This is a genomic window from Paenibacillus pinisoli (assembly GCF_003605435.1).
Lineage (GTDB): Bacteria > Bacillota > Bacilli > Paenibacillales > Paenibacillaceae > Pristimantibacillus > Pristimantibacillus pinisoli.
Genome location: NZ_QXQB01000005.1, coordinates 120,541 through 139,566 on the forward strand (window position 1 = coordinate 120,541; position 19,026 = coordinate 139,566).

At 54.4% G+C, this 19,026-nt stretch carries 17 protein-coding genes; all 17 read right to left on the bottom strand.

What is annotated here, in order from left to right; genetic code table 11:
* Nucleotides 1–93 precede the first annotated feature (93 nt).
* The gene (locus D3P09_RS21455; protein WP_120113474.1) at nucleotides 94–1,638 is read right to left on the bottom strand and encodes a helix-turn-helix domain-containing protein; all 1,545 of its coding nucleotides are present in this window, start codon (nucleotides 1,636–1,638) and stop codon (nucleotides 94–96) included.
* 546 nt (nucleotides 1,639–2,184) lie between these two features.
* Nucleotides 2,185–2,733: a flavodoxin family protein gene (locus D3P09_RS21460; protein ID WP_120113475.1), complete on the bottom strand. Its 549-nt coding sequence runs from the start codon at nucleotides 2,731–2,733 to the stop codon at nucleotides 2,185–2,187.
* Between the two features lie 56 nt (nucleotides 2,734–2,789).
* Entirely contained in the window at nucleotides 2,790–4,043 is a 1,254-nt protein-coding gene (locus tag D3P09_RS21465; RefSeq protein ID WP_120113476.1) for an ATP-grasp domain-containing protein, read from the bottom strand.
* A 120-nt stretch (nucleotides 4,044–4,163) separates the two neighbouring features.
* Entirely contained in the window at nucleotides 4,164–5,402 is a 1,239-nt protein-coding gene (locus D3P09_RS21470) for an MFS transporter (RefSeq protein WP_120113477.1), read from the bottom strand.
* Complete coding sequence (locus tag D3P09_RS21475) at nucleotides 5,392–6,336, bottom strand: transketolase family protein (protein ID WP_243644375.1); 945 nt, start codon at nucleotides 6,334–6,336, stop codon at nucleotides 5,392–5,394. The genes D3P09_RS21470 and D3P09_RS21475 overlap by 11 nt, the downstream gene beginning before the upstream one ends.
* Nucleotides 6,333–7,136: a 1-deoxy-D-xylulose-5-phosphate synthase N-terminal domain-containing protein gene (locus D3P09_RS21480; protein ID WP_120113479.1), complete on the bottom strand. Its 804-nt coding sequence runs from the start codon at nucleotides 7,134–7,136 to the stop codon at nucleotides 6,333–6,335. The genes D3P09_RS21475 and D3P09_RS21480 overlap by 4 nt, the downstream gene beginning before the upstream one ends.
* Entirely contained in the window at nucleotides 7,093–8,982 is a 1,890-nt protein-coding gene (locus D3P09_RS21485) for a M20/M25/M40 family metallo-hydrolase (RefSeq protein WP_120113480.1), read from the bottom strand. Before D3P09_RS21485 ends, D3P09_RS21480 begins: the two co-directional genes overlap by 44 nt.
* Nucleotides 8,982–10,034: an N-acetyl-gamma-glutamyl-phosphate reductase gene (gene argC / locus D3P09_RS21490; RefSeq protein ID WP_120113481.1), complete on the bottom strand. Its 1,053-nt coding sequence runs from the start codon at nucleotides 10,032–10,034 to the stop codon at nucleotides 8,982–8,984. Before argC ends, D3P09_RS21485 begins: the two co-directional genes overlap by 1 nt.
* The gene (locus D3P09_RS21495) at nucleotides 10,031–11,353 is read right to left on the bottom strand and encodes a DegT/DnrJ/EryC1/StrS aminotransferase family protein (RefSeq protein WP_120113482.1); all 1,323 of its coding nucleotides are present in this window, start codon (nucleotides 11,351–11,353) and stop codon (nucleotides 10,031–10,033) included. Before D3P09_RS21495 ends, argC begins: the two co-directional genes overlap by 4 nt.
* Complete coding sequence (locus tag D3P09_RS21500) at nucleotides 11,350–12,012, bottom strand: degT/DnrJ/EryC1/StrS aminotransferase (protein ID WP_120113483.1); 663 nt, start codon at nucleotides 12,010–12,012, stop codon at nucleotides 11,350–11,352. Before D3P09_RS21500 ends, D3P09_RS21495 begins: the two co-directional genes overlap by 4 nt.
* 23 nt (nucleotides 12,013–12,035) lie before the next feature.
* On the bottom strand, nucleotides 12,036–12,941 hold the full coding sequence (locus D3P09_RS21505) for a RimK family alpha-L-glutamate ligase (protein WP_120113484.1): 906 nt from the start codon (nucleotides 12,939–12,941) through the stop codon (nucleotides 12,036–12,038).
* A 9-nt stretch (nucleotides 12,942–12,950) separates the two neighbouring features.
* Nucleotides 12,951–13,124: a lysine biosynthesis protein LysW gene (locus D3P09_RS21510; RefSeq protein WP_120113485.1), complete on the bottom strand. Its 174-nt coding sequence runs from the start codon at nucleotides 13,122–13,124 to the stop codon at nucleotides 12,951–12,953.
* A gap of 147 nt (nucleotides 13,125–13,271) precedes the next feature.
* Nucleotides 13,272–14,927 carry an ABC transporter substrate-binding protein gene (locus tag D3P09_RS21515; RefSeq protein ID WP_120113486.1) on the bottom strand — a complete coding sequence of 552 codons (1,656 nt, stop codon included), beginning with the start codon at nucleotides 14,925–14,927 and terminating at the stop codon, nucleotides 13,272–13,274.
* Between the two features lie 86 nt (nucleotides 14,928–15,013).
* Nucleotides 15,014–15,937: an ABC transporter permease gene (locus D3P09_RS21520; protein ID WP_243644377.1), complete on the bottom strand. Its 924-nt coding sequence runs from the start codon at nucleotides 15,935–15,937 to the stop codon at nucleotides 15,014–15,016.
* A 14-nt stretch (nucleotides 15,938–15,951) separates the two neighbouring features.
* Nucleotides 15,952–16,902: an ABC transporter permease gene (locus D3P09_RS21525; protein WP_207892536.1), complete on the bottom strand. Its 951-nt coding sequence runs from the start codon at nucleotides 16,900–16,902 to the stop codon at nucleotides 15,952–15,954.
* Nucleotides 16,903–16,927: 25 nt separating this feature from the next.
* Nucleotides 16,928–17,938: an ABC transporter ATP-binding protein gene (locus D3P09_RS21530; RefSeq protein ID WP_120113487.1), complete on the bottom strand. Its 1,011-nt coding sequence runs from the start codon at nucleotides 17,936–17,938 to the stop codon at nucleotides 16,928–16,930.
* Nucleotides 17,935–18,960, bottom strand: coding sequence for an ABC transporter ATP-binding protein (locus tag D3P09_RS21535; protein WP_120113488.1), 1,026 nt, complete (start codon nucleotides 18,958–18,960; stop codon nucleotides 17,935–17,937). The genes D3P09_RS21530 and D3P09_RS21535 overlap by 4 nt, the downstream gene beginning before the upstream one ends.
* Between the last annotated feature and the right edge of the window lie 66 nt (nucleotides 18,961–19,026).

Here is a 19,026-nt window from a genome sequence, read left to right on the forward strand (position 1 = left end):
GCGCTTACCTGCTCACTAAGAGTGTAAAAGGATAGAGACTCCGGTTGAACTGCACGAATCAACGGAAAATGTAACAATAATCTGGTCTTCCCGTTAAAGTCTCTTTCGATAATCGCCGGGCGACATGCCGGCATAGGTTTTGAACGCTCTGCTGAAATAAGTCAGACTGTTGTATCCGACGCGTTCCGCCACCTCGTATATTTTAAGCCCGGGTGACAGCAACAGCTCCTTCGCTCGCTTCATTCGTTCCCTGACAAGATAGTCGCTGAAGCTTATCCCGGCATGCTCCTTGAACAAATAGCTGAAGTGGCTTTGGGAATAGGAAAAAGCATCGGCTGTTTCCTTCAGCGATATGTCACTGGACAAGCGCGACTGCACATACTGCTCGATGTCCGGTAGGAGCGGCCATTTGTTGGCATCCTCCTTCTGCTGCATCGTCTCGGACAGCTCGAAAGCCGTTTTTCTGAGCCAGGATTTGATTTCTCCAATCGTTTCAAGCCGTTCGATGGCAGCAATCTCTGTATAGCCCCATGCTCCGCTTGCAAGCGAATACTCGCCATTATCTTGCACGAAGTCCTCCAGCCTGGTCATCAGCAGCATCGTAAAACGGCGGATTTTGGCGGGATCGCCATGGACGCTCGCTTGATTGTACAGCTCGTCGATCGTGTCGCATACGGCAACCAGGCGATACCGAGTAACGGCATCGAGCAATTCATCGGTCAGCTTTTTGACGTCGGGCGAGTCAGAATGGACCGCAAGCTTGATATGCCCAGGCGGAATAAGGCGGTTTTTGCCCGCGAACATTTTGCTTTCGATAGCCTCGGCAGCTTCACGGTAAGATTGCGGCAATTCGTTCAGCCCCCGGACCCCGCTGCCATAAGCCGCTGTTAAGGTAAAATCGGATTGGCTTTGAACGGAGAGACGTATGCGGTCTATCGTCTCCTCCAACGAATCCGGGCTTCCCGCATACACAAGCGCTCCGCGATTGACGGATAGTCTGCACCCAAAGCCAAAAGCCATGCCTCTTAGCAGATTGCTGAATTGAAGCAGCACCCCGTCCATTTTTTTGTGATTGTCCAGCTCCGTATCCAGATGATCGATCTCGATCAGGACCGCATAGTAAGGACCGGAATGAACAACGGGCATATAAGTGTCCAGCAGCTTGTGCAGTGTATCGTCTGCCATCGTCCCTTCCAGAAGACGGCGGAGCATGTCTTGCCTTATGAGACTATAATTCGGCATTGTCCGCTCAGGCTGGCGCTCCTCTTCCAGGTCCGTCAAGATCATGCGGACTTTCTCGGCGATCTCGCGTTCATCCACGGGCTTGAGCAAGTAGCCATCCGCTTTAAGATGCAGCGCCTGCTTGGCAAAGTCAAAATTTTGATGGCCGCTTATAAATAACGTTTTTAACGCAGGCTGCACTTCTATAGAAAGCCGGGCCAGCTCGATTCCCGACATTATGGGCATTTTGATATCGGTTATTAAGAGATCGATCTTATGATTCTGAATATAGCGAAGCGCAGCCGTCGAACGTCCCGTGCACAGCACAAGCTCGACGCCCAGCGTATGCCACGGCACCAGTTTTTGCATGCCGATCAGATCGTAAGGCTCATCATCAACAAGGACAGCTTTGTACATCCGTCAACACGCCCTTCCCCTATCATCGTGTGAATGCTTTCTGTTGCGCATCGTGGCAGTTAACAAAGCTATTTCGTCTATTTGAGAACGCTTTCAATCATCATAATCCCCCTTCCTCATCATTTAGTGCGAGATCATAATTACGTGATCTGTCATTTCCTCATAAATTGTCTTTATTGTCGCCTACCTGCTCCTTTTCCGTCAAATCAGGAGTAAGCCCTCTATTTCATTATCGAAGAAATCGAATGCGGAATGAAGATGCAGCTCCTATAATTAACAAGGTTAATTAATAATGATTAATGACACTAATCACTTTTCTAGTATGGGACAATCAATTTTAATTACATAATTATATTTATGTTAACTAAATGGATGAAGTTGTATTATTATGGTTAAACAAACATACCCGTCTGATTTATTCCGAAATGACAATAGAAGCTAATTACTGAGTCAACCGCCACATTTGAATGAAAAAAACCTTCCCGAATGGGAAGGCTTCATGCAAGTCCTTTTAAGTTGAACTGCCTTTATTTCACTTTTCAGCTATCACTCCTCTAATCGCTCCTCCCACCCCTTGCGAATGGCATCGACGGCTGCTAGCGCAGCATGGTCTTGTGAAATATCGCCGGGACGATTGCCTCTGCCCAGCACATATCCCTCAAAGGCTGTGCCCGTATACTGGAATATATACTGGAATTGCTGAACAAGCGGAATCCCTTTCAGATGGGGGGCATCATCGCCTACCCCAAGCACCCATGCGGATTTGGCGGATAGCTTGGCGAGAAATTCCGCTTTATTTTCCCTTAATGATTGGGACCAGCGATCTATGAAGGTTTTGGTCAACCCTGAAGGGCCATACCAATAGATTGGCGTGGCAAATACAAGTTTGTCCTGCTCCAGCACCCTCTTGATTATCGCATGATAATCATCATTGGGATAAGCTCCCTTGTCGCTATGCCGATAGTCTTGAATCGGTTGAATGTCGTACTCAGACAAATAGATATGATCGGCTTCGAAGCCGTCAACCAGCCGCTTGGCCAGCTGCTCCGAATTGCCGCTGCGGCGCGAGCTGCCGTAGATCACTGCGATTCCCATTGCAAGCCTCCTTATGATGGAGAAAGTGGTGTCTCTGCATCATTTAATGGCATTAACTATGCGATTCCCGCTTCTTGCTGCCGGTAGACAACCTGCAGTTTCCCCAGCAACTCCAGCGCAAGCTGCTTCGCTTCCTGTGCTGTGTCGGCTGTGAGGATGAAATAGCCGAGACGGTCGTCGGAGCTTTTGGCAATACCGACAGCTTGGCCGGGCTGGGATATAAGATGCGTGCGAACGATATGCGGATGGGCTTGAAGCGCGGCGAAACCATCGATGCTTTCGAACACGCCTTCCCGGTCTGCCGTCACGTATGCTATAGCCGCTGCTCGCTCATGCTTCCTCTCGATATGGATCGGACGGTTCAAGTAGTAATTGACAGTCGCTTCGAAGATATCGACACCGAATGCCTGAAGAAGCAAGTCGGATGAAATATGGTCGCCGCCGGGCCTTCCATTCACCTCGATAATACGCGGCCCATTCGCTGTCAGCTTCACCTCTACATGGCTTGGTCCGTCCACAATGCCGATTGCATGAAGGGCGCCTGCTGCGGTGCGGATCAAATCATCCTGATGTTCCCTATAGGAAGGAGCAGGAAGCGTGTGTACAAGCTCTACAAAATAGGGCAGCGGCGATGTAAGCTTTTCCGTTACGGTGTGGAACAACGGAATACCGTCGCTCAGGAACAGCTCAACGCTGAATTCTGGCCCTTCCAAATATTCCTCGATCAAATATTCATCGCGCACTTTAAAATCCATATATGTCACTTTGAATTCTACGATAACCTCGAATGCAGCTTTTAGATCCGCCTCATCATGGATGAAATAGACGTTTTGGCTGCTGGCTGCATTTGTTGGTTTCAGCACGACGGGAAAGCCGATCGATATGGAAGCGGCGAGAGCCTCTTCGTAGGTTTTCACTTTCTTGAACTTGGCGCTCGGCACCCCGTGTTCCGCATAGGCTTGGCGAGCCAGATCCTTATTGCGCGCCTTAAGCGCCGCTTCATATGGAATTCCCTGCAGCCCCAGCCGCTCGGCGACTCTGGCCGTCAAATGCGACGCGTAGTCGGTTGCCGGAATGAGCGCATCCAATTGTCCCGCATAGGGGGAAGCCTGAATGGCTTGATAGAGCGACTCTTCGTCCCGAATATCGGCTATGATCAGATCGTGATAGATGCCTTCATAGCCATACTTCTGCGGATTATCCGTAGAAGAGACGATCGATATGACTTTATGCCCTTGCTCATATGCGATTCGGGCAAAGCTCACCCCATAAAAGCTAGGCTCTACAAAAGCTACTGTTTTAATTGACATGCTGATCCCTCCTAAAAGGTTTGCGAAGCAAACCTACATCGTAAGCGTAGACTTAGGTTTGCGAAGCAAACCTCGCATCGTAAGCATGGGCTAAGGTTTACGTAGCAGTCATCGTAAGCCTTAACTTAGGTCTGCCCAATTGGCTTCCGCTTCCACCCGTTTTTTCTGCGAGGCTCTGCTGTTCAGTACAAAGTAGACAAGAAAGCCGGCGAACATGATGCCGCTCATGCACAAGAAGCCGATGCCGGGCGAATAACGGTCGATGATGACGCCAAGGCTGGTGGCCGATACCGTTTGCAGCAGCAGAGAGATCGCCATCCATACCGATGTCGCTCTCCCCATATACGACTTGGACACCGTCTCCATCAGCGTAGTTGTAATCAAGATTCGGAGCGACGAGTTCGTAAGTCCGATCAGCACGCTGCCGGCGTAAAGCAGCAGCACTGTGCTGTTCACCGCGACAGCAACCAGATTCAGCACGGCAACAAGGAAGAACAGCACGATGGCGCCATGCGAAGATACTTTTTTGGCTAGCGGGGCTGCCAGAAACCCTGACAGCAGTCCTCCAATGCCATAGCACATATCCGACAAGCCGAATACGACCGAATCGCCTTGTACGACACCGCTGACATACCCCGGAAGCACGACATTAAACACCATAGTTGAAACTAACGGAATGACGGATACGACTCCTAATAGGAAAATGAACGGCCTGTCAGCCAAATAGCGGATGCCGTTTTTGAACGTAACCAGGAAGGGCTCTCCCTCCTGCTCCGCCTCAATGGGCGTGTAGCGGATTCGGCTCAGGAAGCCGCTGCTCACCACAAATGCGGCAGCATTCAAGAGCAGTATGACTTCGAATCCGATATATTTGTACAAAACTCCCGAAAGCGCCCCCGCCATAAACATGCCGACCTGCAGGCTAATCTCAATCAGCGAATTGCCGTGAATCAGATCCTTCTCCGATAATAGCTCCTGGACAAGACTTCGCGAAGCGGACATATAGAGAGCCCAGCCCATTCCGTTAATGGCGGCAAAAGCGTACAAATATTCGATTCGGAAGCCAGACGTCAGGAACGCGGCGGCGATGAGAAGCAAGGCAATGGCGCGGATAATATTAGCCCACTGGATAATTGATCTGCGGTTCCATTTGTCGATCAGTGTACCTGCAAAGGAAGAGATGACAAAACCGGCAATGACATTGAGCGACAGCATAAGTCCGACGGATGTGAGCGAGCCGGTCTTATCCATCAGATACCAGTTGGCTCCGATGGTGCTCATGCCTACCCCGAAGCCCGACACGATATCCGCAATAAAATAATGCCGAAAGTTTTTGGGCCTTAATACGCTAAAGATCATGCGCAACACCCGCTTCTTCCAGCTGGCTGATTTGCTTGCGCAGCGGCTCAAGGCCAAAGCCCAAGTACTCCAGCACCTCCGTATGTGACCCGCCATAGACCGGCCAATGCTCGCCGCAATGATGGACATGGATTTCATGCTGAGGAAGCAGAAGCGCCAGGTAAGAAGCGGTGCCTCCTGTGGCGCGATGCTCCTCCACGACGAGGAAGCGGTCGGCGATAGCGGCCAGCATCGTGCTGTAGGACTTTAAGCTGTCGACATCGATATAACAGAGATGGACATGCGCAATCGACGGATTTCCCTCCACGATCGTCTTGCAGAGTTCAGTCGCTTGCTCCCCTACCGAAATGAGGCAGAGTGAGGAGCGCCCCCCGCCAGCGCTGTTCTGGAGCAGAAGCTCGCGGCAGCTTGCTTCTTCCGGCCGGCCGAGGCTGACGAACGTATCGTTGCGGGATAGCCTTATATAGTATGGCTCCTGTGATGCTGCCGCTTCGCGGATCACCCGTCTCGTCTCTTCTTCCCCGTGCGGAGAAGCGATGCGGATATTTTGGAACGACTGAATGACTGCGATATCCTCCAGCGTATGGTGAGTCGTGCCGAACCAGCCGCCCGATACCCCGCCATATGCGGCGACAACCTTGATATTTTTGCCCATGTAGCCCATTGCCAGCTTGATGCTCTCTGAAGCCCGCAGGGCGGCGAAGGAGGCAAAGGTGGAGAAGAACGGCACATAGCCTGCCTCCGCTAAGCCTGCGGCCATATCAATGCCGGCTAACTCTGCTATGCCTACATTGTAGAATCGATCGGGATGCTGCTTCTGGAACGGGTGATTTTTGCCTCCCAGATCAGCTTCCATACATATGATTCTCTCATCCGCATGAGCGAGCTTCGAGAGTTCATCCTTATAGGCGTCACGGCCGGATAGCGTCGTCATGGCAAGCTCCCCTTCCATCTTCGGGCCAGCTTCTCCGGAATTTTGGCATAATGCGCTTCCGGATTGCCCTCAAGCGCCGATACGCCTTTTCCTTTGACCGTGTGGGCCAGTACTGCAACAGGACGTTGGTGATCGGGCTCCAAAGCAGACAGGATTTGGTCAAACTGATGACCGTCAATCTCCCTGACGGCAAAACCGAACGCCTCGAATCGCTCTCTTAAGCTGCGAATTGGCGAGATATCCTGGACATAGCCGTCATTCTGCCCGCCGTTGCAGTCGACAACATAGATGAAATTAGTGAGCGACTGGGCCTGCACAATTTGCGCCGTCTCCCAGCATAAGCCCTCCTGCAGCTCTCCGTCTCCGCCGATGACGATGCTGATGCCATCCGTTCCCTTGAGCCTTTGGGCGAGCGACCAGCCTGCTCCGTATGCGATGCCGTGGCCAAGACTGCCAGTGGCGAACGGTATGCCGGGAAGCTTGTGATTGGGATGCCCAGTGTATAGCGATCCTGCGCGCCCGTATCCGAGTGCCGGATTTTCCGCAAGAATGCCGTTGACGTACAGTGCGGCGTATAGCGCTGCCGCGGCATGCCCCTTGCTTAAGACGATAAGCGATTCGGCTTCATGCCCTCTCTTCGCATAAGCGCCGATCAGCAAATCAATAACCGACAGGCTCCCGCCGATATGGCAGCCTGTTGGTGCCGCCGCCATATCGATAATCAGCTCTCTGGCTTCCCTTGCCCTTCTCAGAAGCTCAGGAATAGCTTCCCTGCTTTGCAGAGTGATCGCTTGCTCCATGACGCACCTCCGTTCGGAGCCGGAACCACTCGCTCACGGCTTCTCTAAGAATGGACCTTGCGGCTTGCGCTTCATAATGATGCAGATATTCCTTATTCGTATGATCCAGGCTGGAATCGCCCGGACCGTAAGCGACCATCGGCACGTCCGTCCAGGTAGTCGCGAGCGTATTCATATCGCTTGTGCCGCGCTTCTTGATGTATCGGATTGATTTGCCATGCTTGGCGAAGCTCCGGACGAATGACTTCACGAGTGCATCCGAACGCGGATTGGCAAAGCCCGGTGTCGCCCGCAGCACTTCAACCTCCACACCTTCGGCCAGGTTCAGATCTACACGGTCCTTATAGCTCCTCCCCGCAGACGGCGAGATGCGAAAATTCAGCGTGCCAATTACCGTCGAATAGCCTTGCTCCTGCCGATGCTCGATATCGATCAGCGAGGATAGACTTTCGGAATCGATGAGGCTGACCCGCTGGCGAATTTCGGACACGGCGCCATACAGCTCGTCGATGACGCTGATGCTGTCCTTGGCCGCTGTATGCTCCTGCTCCCTGCGAATGGTAATGAGCAGCTTGAATAGGCCGTAATAGCCGAGTGTCAGGCTGTCTTCCCCGCTCGGCTCGCCAATAATGACGGCATCAGCCGGATAATGGTCTCGAATGAAGAACGCCCCTTTGGAAGAGGAGATCTCCTCCTCCACCGCTCCGATGACGAGCAGCGAGCCATGCTGGGGCACTTCGACGTCCTCCAGCATGTGCAGGAAATTAACGAAGCTGCCCTTCGCATCCACGACGCCCCTGCCGCCGACGCCATCCGCATCCGTCCGTACCGGCCATACATGGGGGACGGTGTCGATATGTCCCAGCAGCAGCAAGGTATCCGGACCGCTGCCTTTCCGAAATACAATGTTCCCGGCATCGTCAATCTTGCCGGTTACGCCAGGCTGCCTTACCTCAGCGAGCAAAAAACGGGCAAGCTCTAGCTCATCGCGGGAAACGGACGGAATCGCGGCCGTCTTATGCAGCAGGTCATGCCCTGCCGCATCCCGGTTGAACGGCCAGAACCAGGTGCTTTCCCCCGCAAGCGAATGCGGGCCGGCTATGCTGACATCGGCTGTACCTCCCTCAATAGCAAGCCGCGCTGCCCGAACCTTCTGCTTCATTCGCCCTTGCGCCGCATTCACTTCGTCGTCCGCATAGATATGGCGAATCGTTGAGCTTGGCTTCTCAATATCGCGAAGCAAACCGGGCGTGCCCGTGACGAAGCGCAAATGATGGGCGTCTAGCTCATTGGCCAGATGGGCAGCCAGCACATCCGCATCGATGTTGATATAGGCAGCGAGTTCCGGATCCCAGATCGGCGGAGTCAGCACGACCACATCGAAAGCTTCCAGCGCGGAATGCAGAAACGGCTTCAGAGTATCGGTGAAGGCGCCGAATAGCGAATCCCGGACGATGACGGTTCGCCCGTCCCGAATCGCCTTGAGCGGCTTTGCCCTCCGCCCGCGTACAAGCGCTTGTTCCCCGCCAAGCTGGGCATAGACGGTCAACCCCAATGCCGAGAGCTGATCCCGAATGGCCGTTAAAATATATTCATGGTAAGACGCCCGGATATAGGGCATCTCCTCGGGCGAGCAATACCTGACTTCATCGCCGGACGGCAGCGTTAAGAAAGGCATCGGTCTGCCAATCGCCTCATATTTCTGGCGAATGGCCTCAGCTCCGCCGGCGACCAGCAGCAAGCGGCTGCCCCGTTGCACGATATCGCTGATTTCCGCGAAAATATCGGGATGATTCACGATGGTGCTGCTGCCCAGCTTTACGACATATAGGCTTTCTTTGCCCATCAAGGCCACGCTCCTTCGCCATTGAACTGCAGCCCTGCTTCTTCTGGATAACCGAAATATAAGTTGGCTGCCTGGAGGGCTTGCCCCGCTGCGCCCTTGAGCAAATTATCGATCGTAGCGATCGATACGCAGCTCCGCCCCTCCACATAAGCGCCGATCTCGGCAATATTCGTGCCGACAACGGTCTTGATCATCGGCGTGCTGCTGCCGGAGCTGAAGTAATGCAGGAACGGCTTGCCGGCATACGCGCTGTAAAATGCTTTCTTCACATCCGCGGCCGTTACGCCGTCCTTCAGATAGGAATAGGACGTCGCCATAATGCCTCGCGGCAAATCCAGGCTGAACACGGAAAATTGCAGATCAACGCTTTGCTTCGAATGAAGCGCCAGCGCATGCTCGATCTCCGGGCGATGCCGGTGGCCGTGCAGCTTATGAGCACGGAAGTTTTGGGAGCGCTCGGCGTGATGCTCTGTCGTCGACTTCCCTCCGCCGCTGGAGCCGGTCTTGGCGTCGGTAATGACGCGCGGCTCAATCAATCCTTCGGCTGCGAGCGGATACAGGGTGTAGATGGTCGCTACCGCCATACATCCCGGCAGATTGACGATCTTCGCGGACCGGTCGATCTCGCAGAATTCAGGAATAAAGTAATGAAAGCTCCCGTCGTAATCATGCTGAAGCGTCTCCGGATAATGCTTTTGCAGCAGCTCAGTATCGGACAGCCGATAATCGCCGCTGACGTTGAAGATATAGTTCGTATGCTGTGCAACGCGCTGAACGATTTTCGGCAATTGGCCTGTGGGCAAGCAGGAGAAGATGGCGTCGTAATGCCCGTCAAGCTCCTCCGCCTTGCTGAATTTCAGGGAACTCGGCTTTTTTTTGTGAATCGAGCCGATGAAATATTTGTCCACAGGAAAGCCTGCCTTCGACTCCGAAGAGACGAAGGCGACCTCGAATTCGGGATGCCGGTCGAGCAGCCGGTACAGCTCGGCGCCAGTGAAGCCGCTGCCGCCCAGTATGGCCGCCCGTCTTTTGCCGCCCTCTGATGCCGTCATCCGAGTCGCGCATCCCTTTCGTAAAGCACCGTCAGGTCGCTGCTTCTCGAGGCCAGTTCCCTGATGGCCTCCGGATTGGCATCGATTTTTTTGAAAGCAAGCGCATAGGCCTGGATTCGTTCATATTCAATCGGCGTCCGCAGCTCGCGGCAGATCGTAAGTGAATTGCGCAGCATGTTCAGCGTCTCGGGAAAGTGGCGCAGGTCGTAGCCGAAATCCTCGCGGTCTGACAGCGAGAACGGATAGCCGTTGCCGAAGCCCTTGCGGTTCTTGAACGGCAGATGTCCTGGGATCGGCACATTTTGCCACTCTCTGGCGTATACGCCTTCCTCATTAATGAGCTGCTGCACGGCATCCTTTACGCGAAAATCCTGGAGATCATCCAGCCCGAGCCGCTCGGGAGACAGCTTCACGCGGTACATATTGTAGCTGTGCTTGTAACCCTCGGGGACGAACGGGCCGCTGAACAGCCTTGTGCCCTCCAGCTCTTTCGTCAGATAAGCGGCATTGCGCGCCCGGATAGCGTCATAATACGGCAGCCGCTCCAGTTGACTTAGGCCAAAAGCAGCAGCGATCCACGACATGCGGTAATCGATGCCTGACGTGCGAAGGAAGCTAAGAGCGCGATCATAGTCGGCTTTCTCCCGGAAGAACGCAATGCCGCCCTCTCCTCCAACTGGGAAGTTTTTGTCCGCCATCAGGCTTTGTCCGGCTCCATCTCCGATGGAACCCGCTACCTGGCCGTTAATGGATGCCGAATGCGCATGGGAGGCATCCTCGAGGAGCCGCAGCGAATGGCGGTCGGCAATGCTCCGCAGCGCCTGCAGGTCTGCGGGCAAGCCATGCACATGCACGGGCATGATGGCTTTGGTCTTGCCTGTAATGGCACGCTCGACCTTCGACGGATCGAGGCAATACGTAACGGGATCAATATCGACGAAGATCGGAATCGCCTTCGCTGCGACGACCGCCTGCGCAGAAGCGATGAAGGTGAAGGCAGGGACGATGACTTCATCGCCGGGCTGCACGCCGACGCCAACGAGTGCCAGGTGCAAGCTTGCCGTCCCGCTTGCCGTCGCAATCGCATAGTTCGCACCGACATACTTCCGGTAAGCTTCCTGAAACTCCTCGACGACTTGCTCGCCGTCTTGCTGAATCGAGACGAACATTTGGATCAGATCTTCCTTCGTAATGATCGGGAAATTCGTTTTCCGGACATCCTCCGGTATAATAGACGGCCCGCCGAGGAAGGCAAGCGGATTCCTTGCCCACTCTTCCTGCGGCAGAGCCAGCGGCTTGCGTATGAAATCGGTCTTCATGAGGCGTTATTCCTCCTTAGCAGCGACAGCTTCACGCATGCGGCCACAAGGGGACTAAGCCGGTAATTGAACTGAACCGCCGGCTGAAGGTCGGGCTCGCTTTCCTCCTGGGTCCACATGGTCTGGAGATCGAAAGCGCCGAAAATTTTGAGCCGCTCCGCCTTCTTCCATACCAGCTCGTCGTTGGCGGCGATTGCGGCGACAGGTCCGAAGCCAAGTCCGGTAAAGTCCAGCACCAGCACAGGGGCTGACGCGCGCGCTTGGCTGATTGCCGGATCCAGCTCTCCGAGATTGTCCCAATTCACATCTACGGCTGCGTAGGGAAGCGGAACCTGCGGATTTTGCACCAAACTGATGCCCAGCCACTGGAGGAAGCTGCGCTCTTGCTCGCTCGGGTGAGCGAGCCTCGCCTCAGAGCCATGACCGATGTCTTGGCCCCATAGCGCGCCGTGCAGCGCGCCTGTATACGTATTGAATAAGGAAACATAGCGGGTCTGAGTCAGCTTGGCTATGCTTTTCTCCAAACCTTTCAGCTCTTGATCGTTCCTCTCGATACTCATAATGACGCCTGAATTCAGTACACGCGATAACACAAACGATAGCGAAAAGTAGTGCTCCTTTTGAATTGCCGTTTTTGGCTTTGTCAGCGTCTCTCCCATGAATCCGGTGGCTCCTCTCTCTATCAGGTATGAAGCGTAACGTTAGCTTGCTGCCCGCTATGAACGGGCTGGTGGATCGTTTCCTTGACGTATTGAGCGATATGATAGGCGATATCCACGCCATGCACCTTCCATGACTTGGCGAATTCCGGATTTTGATTCACTTCGCATACGACGTACCGCAAATTACTGTAGTCAAAAAACAAATCTGCGCCATATACGCCTTCACCCAGCACCTCGATCAGCTTGCGGCTAATGGAGGCAATCTCTTCATTAATCTCGATAGGCTCAATCTCGGCGCCGAGATGCGTATTGGTTTTCCAATTCTCCGCCGATACCCGGCGGAACGCCACGACCGGCTTGCGGCCGACAATGACGACTCTTATGTCATAATCCCCCTTCTCCACGTACTCCTGTACCAGTACCGGGAATGATTGATGGCTGGGGTCCACCGATTCTCTGGCTGCAATCCAGCCGTCGAGGCACTCTCTTCCCGTAATTCTTGCGATTCCCCTCCCCCATGACGATGTTGCGGGCTTAATAACATACAATTCGCTAAATTCATTCAGCGCGTCATACAGCTTGGCGGGCGTAAATACGACCTTAAACCTTGGCTGGGGCACGCCGTGCTTCTCGAATACGATCGCCTGATGTATTTTGTTCGTGCAGATTGTAATGGCTTTAACCGAATTTAAGGTGGGCAAGCCCGATAGCTCCAGCAGCCTTGACCGATGCAATGCGCTCCTCTGTGACAGGCACCGTATCAGGGCGATGGCGAAGGAGGATTCCTCTCCCGTGCCAAGCGGCAGCTCCATTGAATCCAGATTGACATGAACGCGCACGCCTAGCTCTTCCAGATAGCCTGCGATACGCTGTTCCTCTTCCCTGAGCTTCGTCACACATAACAGCACCGCATGAGATGGCGTCATAGTCTTCTTTTACTCCCCCCACGTTTCTTCAATTTCCGGAGCCAGGGCGATCGAGACCAGCTGAGACTCCACCTGCACTTCATGCTCTTGCCCGCAAGAAGCGCATTCCACGATCTCGCCAGTGGATGCCTGCTCCTCTACCTCAATATCTGATCTGCATACCAAGCAATTCAAACTTGCCATGTTACTTGCACCTCCTAATGAAATGGTTAAGCGATTTATTATAAAGGAATGATTCCTTTACAACCGTGAGTGATGGCGCATGCGGGACGGAATGCAGCCTCGCATGCGCGGATCGGGATGGACTGGTGCATGCCTTGATGCCGGCTGCTACTTCGCGGCAAGATCCCATTGGTTGACATTGTTGAACGTGCCCAGATTCAGCGGCTTGCCGACAAGGACATCCTTGGAGACGACTTGCAGCCGCTTCTCGGAGTAGACAGCCAGCGTCGGCACGTCTTCGTGCAGCACTTCCTGAAGCTGATTGTAGATTTCATGGCGCTTCGCCTCGTCGATCTCTTGCTCGCCCTTCTGAATCAGCTCGTCGACAAGCGGGTTGTTATAGCGGATGACGCTTTCGGGATCGTTGCTCTTGTAGGTGGTAAAGTACAGACTGGGCTCGATATAGTAGTCCCGCGTAAATATCGTAATATGATGCTCGCCCTTCTCAACCTTGTCGATGAGCGTAGGGAAATCGAACTTCTGCACATCGATCTTGAAGCCTGCCGCTTCCAGGTTTTGAACGAGAATGTCCGCCGCTTGCTCCCGGACTTTGTTGCCTACCGGGATGAGGAAAGTCAGCTTCTGGCTGGCATCCCAATTCGCTTCTTTTAGCAGCTGCTTTGACTTTTCGGGATCGTAATCATAGTTTTTGATATTGGCGTTGAAGTAGGGATGCTTGCTTGGAATGCCGCCGTCAATAATCTCGGCCTGCCCCTTCAGCAGCTTCTCGACAATCTGCGGGCGATTGAGCGCATGGGCGATCGCCTGCCTGACTTTCTTGTCCGGCAGCTTCTCAACATTGAAGAACAGCTCAGCAGGCTCGGAAGCGGGCGCGGAGGTCACATTCACATTGTCGAAGCCGATCACTTTATCGTAATCCGTAATCGGGACGAGCCCGACCGGCAAGGAATTCATCCCGATCTCCCCAGTCTGGAGCTGGGCAACAAGGTTCGCAGCCGGCAGCACTTTGATGAATATCGTATCGATTTTCGGCACATCGAGATAATAGTTCTCGTTCTTCGTCACCTCGACATGCTGTCCTTGCACATAGCTGGCGAATTTGAATGGGCCGATCGTTACGGCAGGCCGCTGGAAGTATTCATGCGTCGCCAGTTGCTCCGGGCTCACATCCTTCAAGATATGCTGGGGCAGGAAGTTGACCTTCACGCCAAAGCGTTCATTGAACACAAGCGGATCAATCGGCGATCTTGTCTTGATTTCGAACGTCGCAGCGTCGATTACGTTAAGGCCTGCAATTTCAGTTACGCCTTCGTCCAGCTTGCCGGCATCGTTCAAGCCTTCAATGAAGCTGAGCTGGAAGGAGGTATCGACCTTGGGATGCAGCGCCGCCTTTAAGGTGAATGCGACATCCGCTGTTGTGAACGGCGTACCATCGTTCCACCTGGCGTTTTCCTTTAGCTTAATGCGGTACGTTTGTTTGTCCGTTGTCTCAATGGATTCCGCCAGCTTCGGTATGAATTCGGCTTCATCCGTCACGTCGAGCAGTGCATCGTTAAGCAGATTGATAGGTGCGAGCGAAGCGGAGCTTCCCTGTGTGTTGATCTGATTCAATGTGACCGGCGCGTTGACGATGCCGATTGTCAAGATTTTTGGCGTTGCAGCGGGCGTTTCCTGTACGGGTTGCGTGACGCTCTCCCCGGCTGATTGGGCTGAAGGGCTGGCTTCCGGGCCAGCCGGCTTGCTGCAAGCCGATATCAGAAGCGCAAATATGGCGACGAATAGAATGAGTGATTTTTTCTTCATAGTTCTCTCCCCTTGTCTTTATCCGATGGATAGATATCCTCATTGGACATGTGATCCGGCTTGTTGCCAGAAGAGTATTAATGCCGCTAAAGCTGCCTGCCGTCCAGCGCATCCCGCAAGCCGTCGCCGACAAAGTTGAAGGCGAGCACGGTCAACAGAATGATGAAGCCTGCGGGCAGCCAGAGCCATTGCTGCTCGGTCAGAACCGTAAGCGATTGTGCGTCATGGAGCATATTGCCTAGACTTGCTTGCGGCGACTTCACACCCATGCCAAGGAAGCTGAGTCCGGCTTCTGCCAGGATGGTGCTGGCAACTCCGAAGGTGGCATTGACAATAATGGCCCCGGAAGCACCAGGCAAAATATGGCGAAGAAGGATGCGCGGCGTGCTATAGCCGAGCGCCACTCCTGCCCGCACATAATCCGCCTTCTTGAGCGATAAGACAATTCCGCGGACTAGCATTGCAATCGCAGGCCACTTGAATAGAGCCAGCACGATAATAATTGTCCATAGGCTTGCGCCAAGCACGCTGACCATGACGAGCACGACCAGCATATAAGGAAAGCTGAGAAAGATGTCGGTTATGCGCATGAGCAGCATGTCGATCCACTTGCCGTAATACCCGGCTATCAAGCCGACTAATGTGCCAAACAACACATAGATCGCTACCGTGGTAAAGCCGATCAGCAGAGATACTCTAGTTCCATATAACAAGCGGCTGAGCACATCCCGCCCTACCTGATCAGTGCCAAGAAGATAGTCGGCAGACGGGCCAGCCGAGAACGCATCGGTGATTTCGTTCGGCTGATACGGCGCGAGCCATGGCGCCAGCAATCCGGCAGCGAGCAGCAGCAAGGTAGTCGCCAGCCCCCATACGGCAACCTTATGGCGCATGAACCGCTGCCTCACTTGCCGGGCATAGCTTTCGAAGCTTGGCGGGTCATCAGCTCCATCATGTCTTCTCTCGGTGTCCATCGCATCCTTCCGCCAAGCAAGCTCCGCCTGATTCATCGTCCACCCTCCTCTTAGTTGAATTCAATCCGCGGATCAACCGCCGCATACAAGATGTCGATCAGCAGATTCGTCAGCAGCACCACGCTGGCGGCGACGAGATTAAGCCCCATCAGCGTTGGATAATCGCGTGACAGAATCGCTTCCATCGTAAGCTGGCCAATGCCCGGCCATTGGAACACTTGCTCGATGATGATGCTTCCGCCAAGCAGAAGCGGGATTTCGGCGCCGATGACGGCAATGATCGGGATAAGGGCATTGCGCAGCGCATGCCGGTTGGTGACGGCCCATTCGCTTAATCCCTTGGACCGGGCGGTGCGCAGGTAGTCCTGCCCCAGCACATCCAGCATGCTGGCTCGCACATACCGGACTTTCTTGCCCGCTATCGTCATGCCGAGCACCAACACAGGCATAATCAGATGAATAGCGATATCGGCGAATCCCCCGTCGCCGCCTAGCGTCTTCATGCCGCCTGTAGGCAGCCATTTCAGTTCTACGCCTAGGATATAGATCAGCCCTAGTCCCAGAAAGAACGGAGGTATCGACGTGCCGAGAAACGACAATCCCGTCATCAGGTAGTCGAGCCTTGTGTTATGCTTGACCGCGCTTAAGATTCCGATCGGAATAGCGATAATCAGGCCAACTGCCAGCGATGACGACGCCAGCAGCAGCGTTGGGCCGATACGAGCTCCGATGAGCTCAGTGACAGGCGCATAAGAGCTGAATGAATACCCGAGCTCTCCCCTCAGCACTCCGGCCAGCCATTTGAAGTACTGGACATAGACGGGATCGTTGAGGCCGAGCAGCTCCTTCCGCAGCTCCCGCATCTCTGGAGGAACATTCGGATTGATGAACATATCCACGGGATTCCCTGGCGCCATATTCATGATAAGGAAACTGAGCACGGTGATGCCCCAAAATACGGGGACGGCAATCAGCAGCCGCCGAACAAGGTAAGGCCCCACGGTTAGCCTCCTTTCTGCTTCATGGTCATGCCAGCGGATAATGGCATGCCACGGCATGCTCCTTCTCGCTAAGATGGGGCGTTTCAACCCGGCATCGCTGCTGCGCGTACGGGCAGCGGGTATGAAAGCGGCAGCCCGCTGGCGGGTTTGCAGGGCTAGGTATGTCGCCGTGCAGGATAACGCGGGACTGCTTCCGCCTGTATGCCGGGTCGGGCGGCGGATAGGCGTTCAGCAGCAGCTGCGTATAAGGATGCCTCGGACGGCGGAACAGCTCTTCCGTACCGGCAAGCTCCACGATTTTGCCTAAATACATGACCGCCACGCGCTTGCTGATTTGTTTGACAGCCCCGATGCCGTGTGCGATGAACAAATAAGTCAATGTAAGCTCCTCTTGGAGATCCTGCAGCAAATTCAGGATTTGCGCCTGGATGGATACATCCAGAGCCGATACGGGCTCGTCGCATACAAGAAGCTTTGGACGGAATGACAGAGCCCTGGCAATTCCGATCCGCTGCCGCTGTCCGCCCGAGAATTCATGGGGATACCGATTGCCGGCCGAAGACGGCAATCCGACCAGCGCGAGCAGCCGATCGACTTCCCTCCGAATTTCATGGCGTTCCACCAGCCGGTGGACGAGCAGCGGCTCGGACAGCGTGTCGACGATGCGCATTCTAGGATTCAGCGAGGCGTACGGGTCTTGGAAGATCATCTGCATGCGCATTCTTGCCGGGATCAGCTTCTTCGGCGGATCATGGGTAATATCGCGCCCCTCGAAGCGGATACGTCCGCCGCTCGACTGCTCCAGCCGAATAATAGTACGTCCCAGCGTCGATTTGCCGCAGCCGGATTCCCCTACAAGTCCGACGGTTTCTCCCTCGTATAACGTCAAGCTGACGTCGTCAACCGCTTTGACTGCCTTGTCGCGCCTTGAGAGGAAAGCCCCTCGCACGGGATAATGCGTGCTTAACCGTTCGATCTGCATGATCGGCCTTCTCTCGTCAACCGGTTCAGGAGGACGGAACGACGGTTCGCTCATAAGGCCACGCTCTTCCGCCTTTGATCGTCGGACGCGCTTGCACTCTCCAGCTCTTCCGATTCCGCCAGCCAGCATCTTACCTGATGCTCCTCGCCTGCGAAGCTAAGCCTCGGCTGCCGTTCTCTGCATCTGTCCTTTGCATAGGGACACCGCGGATGGAAGCGGCAGCCCGCAGGCATCTCGCGCAGCGATGGAACCTGGCCCGGGATGGCTGGCGCACGCTGTCCCTTGCCCCCATCCAGCCTTGGAATCGAATTTAGCAGGCCTTGCGTATAGGGATGCCGGGGCGAGCGGAACAGCGTATAGACATCTGCCGCTTCCACGATTTGACCGGCATACATGACGGCAACCTGATCAGCCATGGCGGCGACGACACCGAGGTCATGCGTGACAAGCAGAATGGCTGTTCCGGTCTCTTCCTGCAGCGACTTCATCAGCTCAATGATTTGCGCTTGAATCGTAACATCAAGCGCCGTTGTCGGTTCGTCGGCAATGAGCAGCTTAGGCTGGCAGATAAGTGCGATGGCAATCATGACCCGCTGCCTCATGCCGCCGGAGAGCACATGCGGATAAGCTTTAGCGATCGATTCCGGCCGCGGGATGCCGACCTTGCGGAGCATATCGATGGCCAGACGCCTCGCTGTCTTGCGCGGGCTCTTCAGATGCAGCCTGACTGCTTCCTCAATCTGCCGCCCGATGGTCATGACAGGATTAAGCGAGGTCATCGGTTCCTGGAAAATCATCGACATCTGGCTGCCCTTCAGCTTGCGAAGCTGGCGCTCGGGCAATGAGGCCAAGTTGGTATCCTGGAAGCGCACGCTGCCTTTGGCAATGGTGCCTCCAGCACCCAGAAGCCCCATGATCGCCAATGAAGTAACACTCTTCCCGCAGCCGGACTCGCCTACGATAGCCATCGTTTCGCCATGCCGGATCGTGAAGCTGACATCTTCAACCGAGACGGTCTCGCCTTGCTCGCTGCGAAACTTGATTTGCAGCTGATCCACCTTTAACAATTCCCCCATGTCCTCTCACCAACTTTCTTGCGGGGATAATCCTGTTTACTAATTCTTATAATTCCTATGAGATTA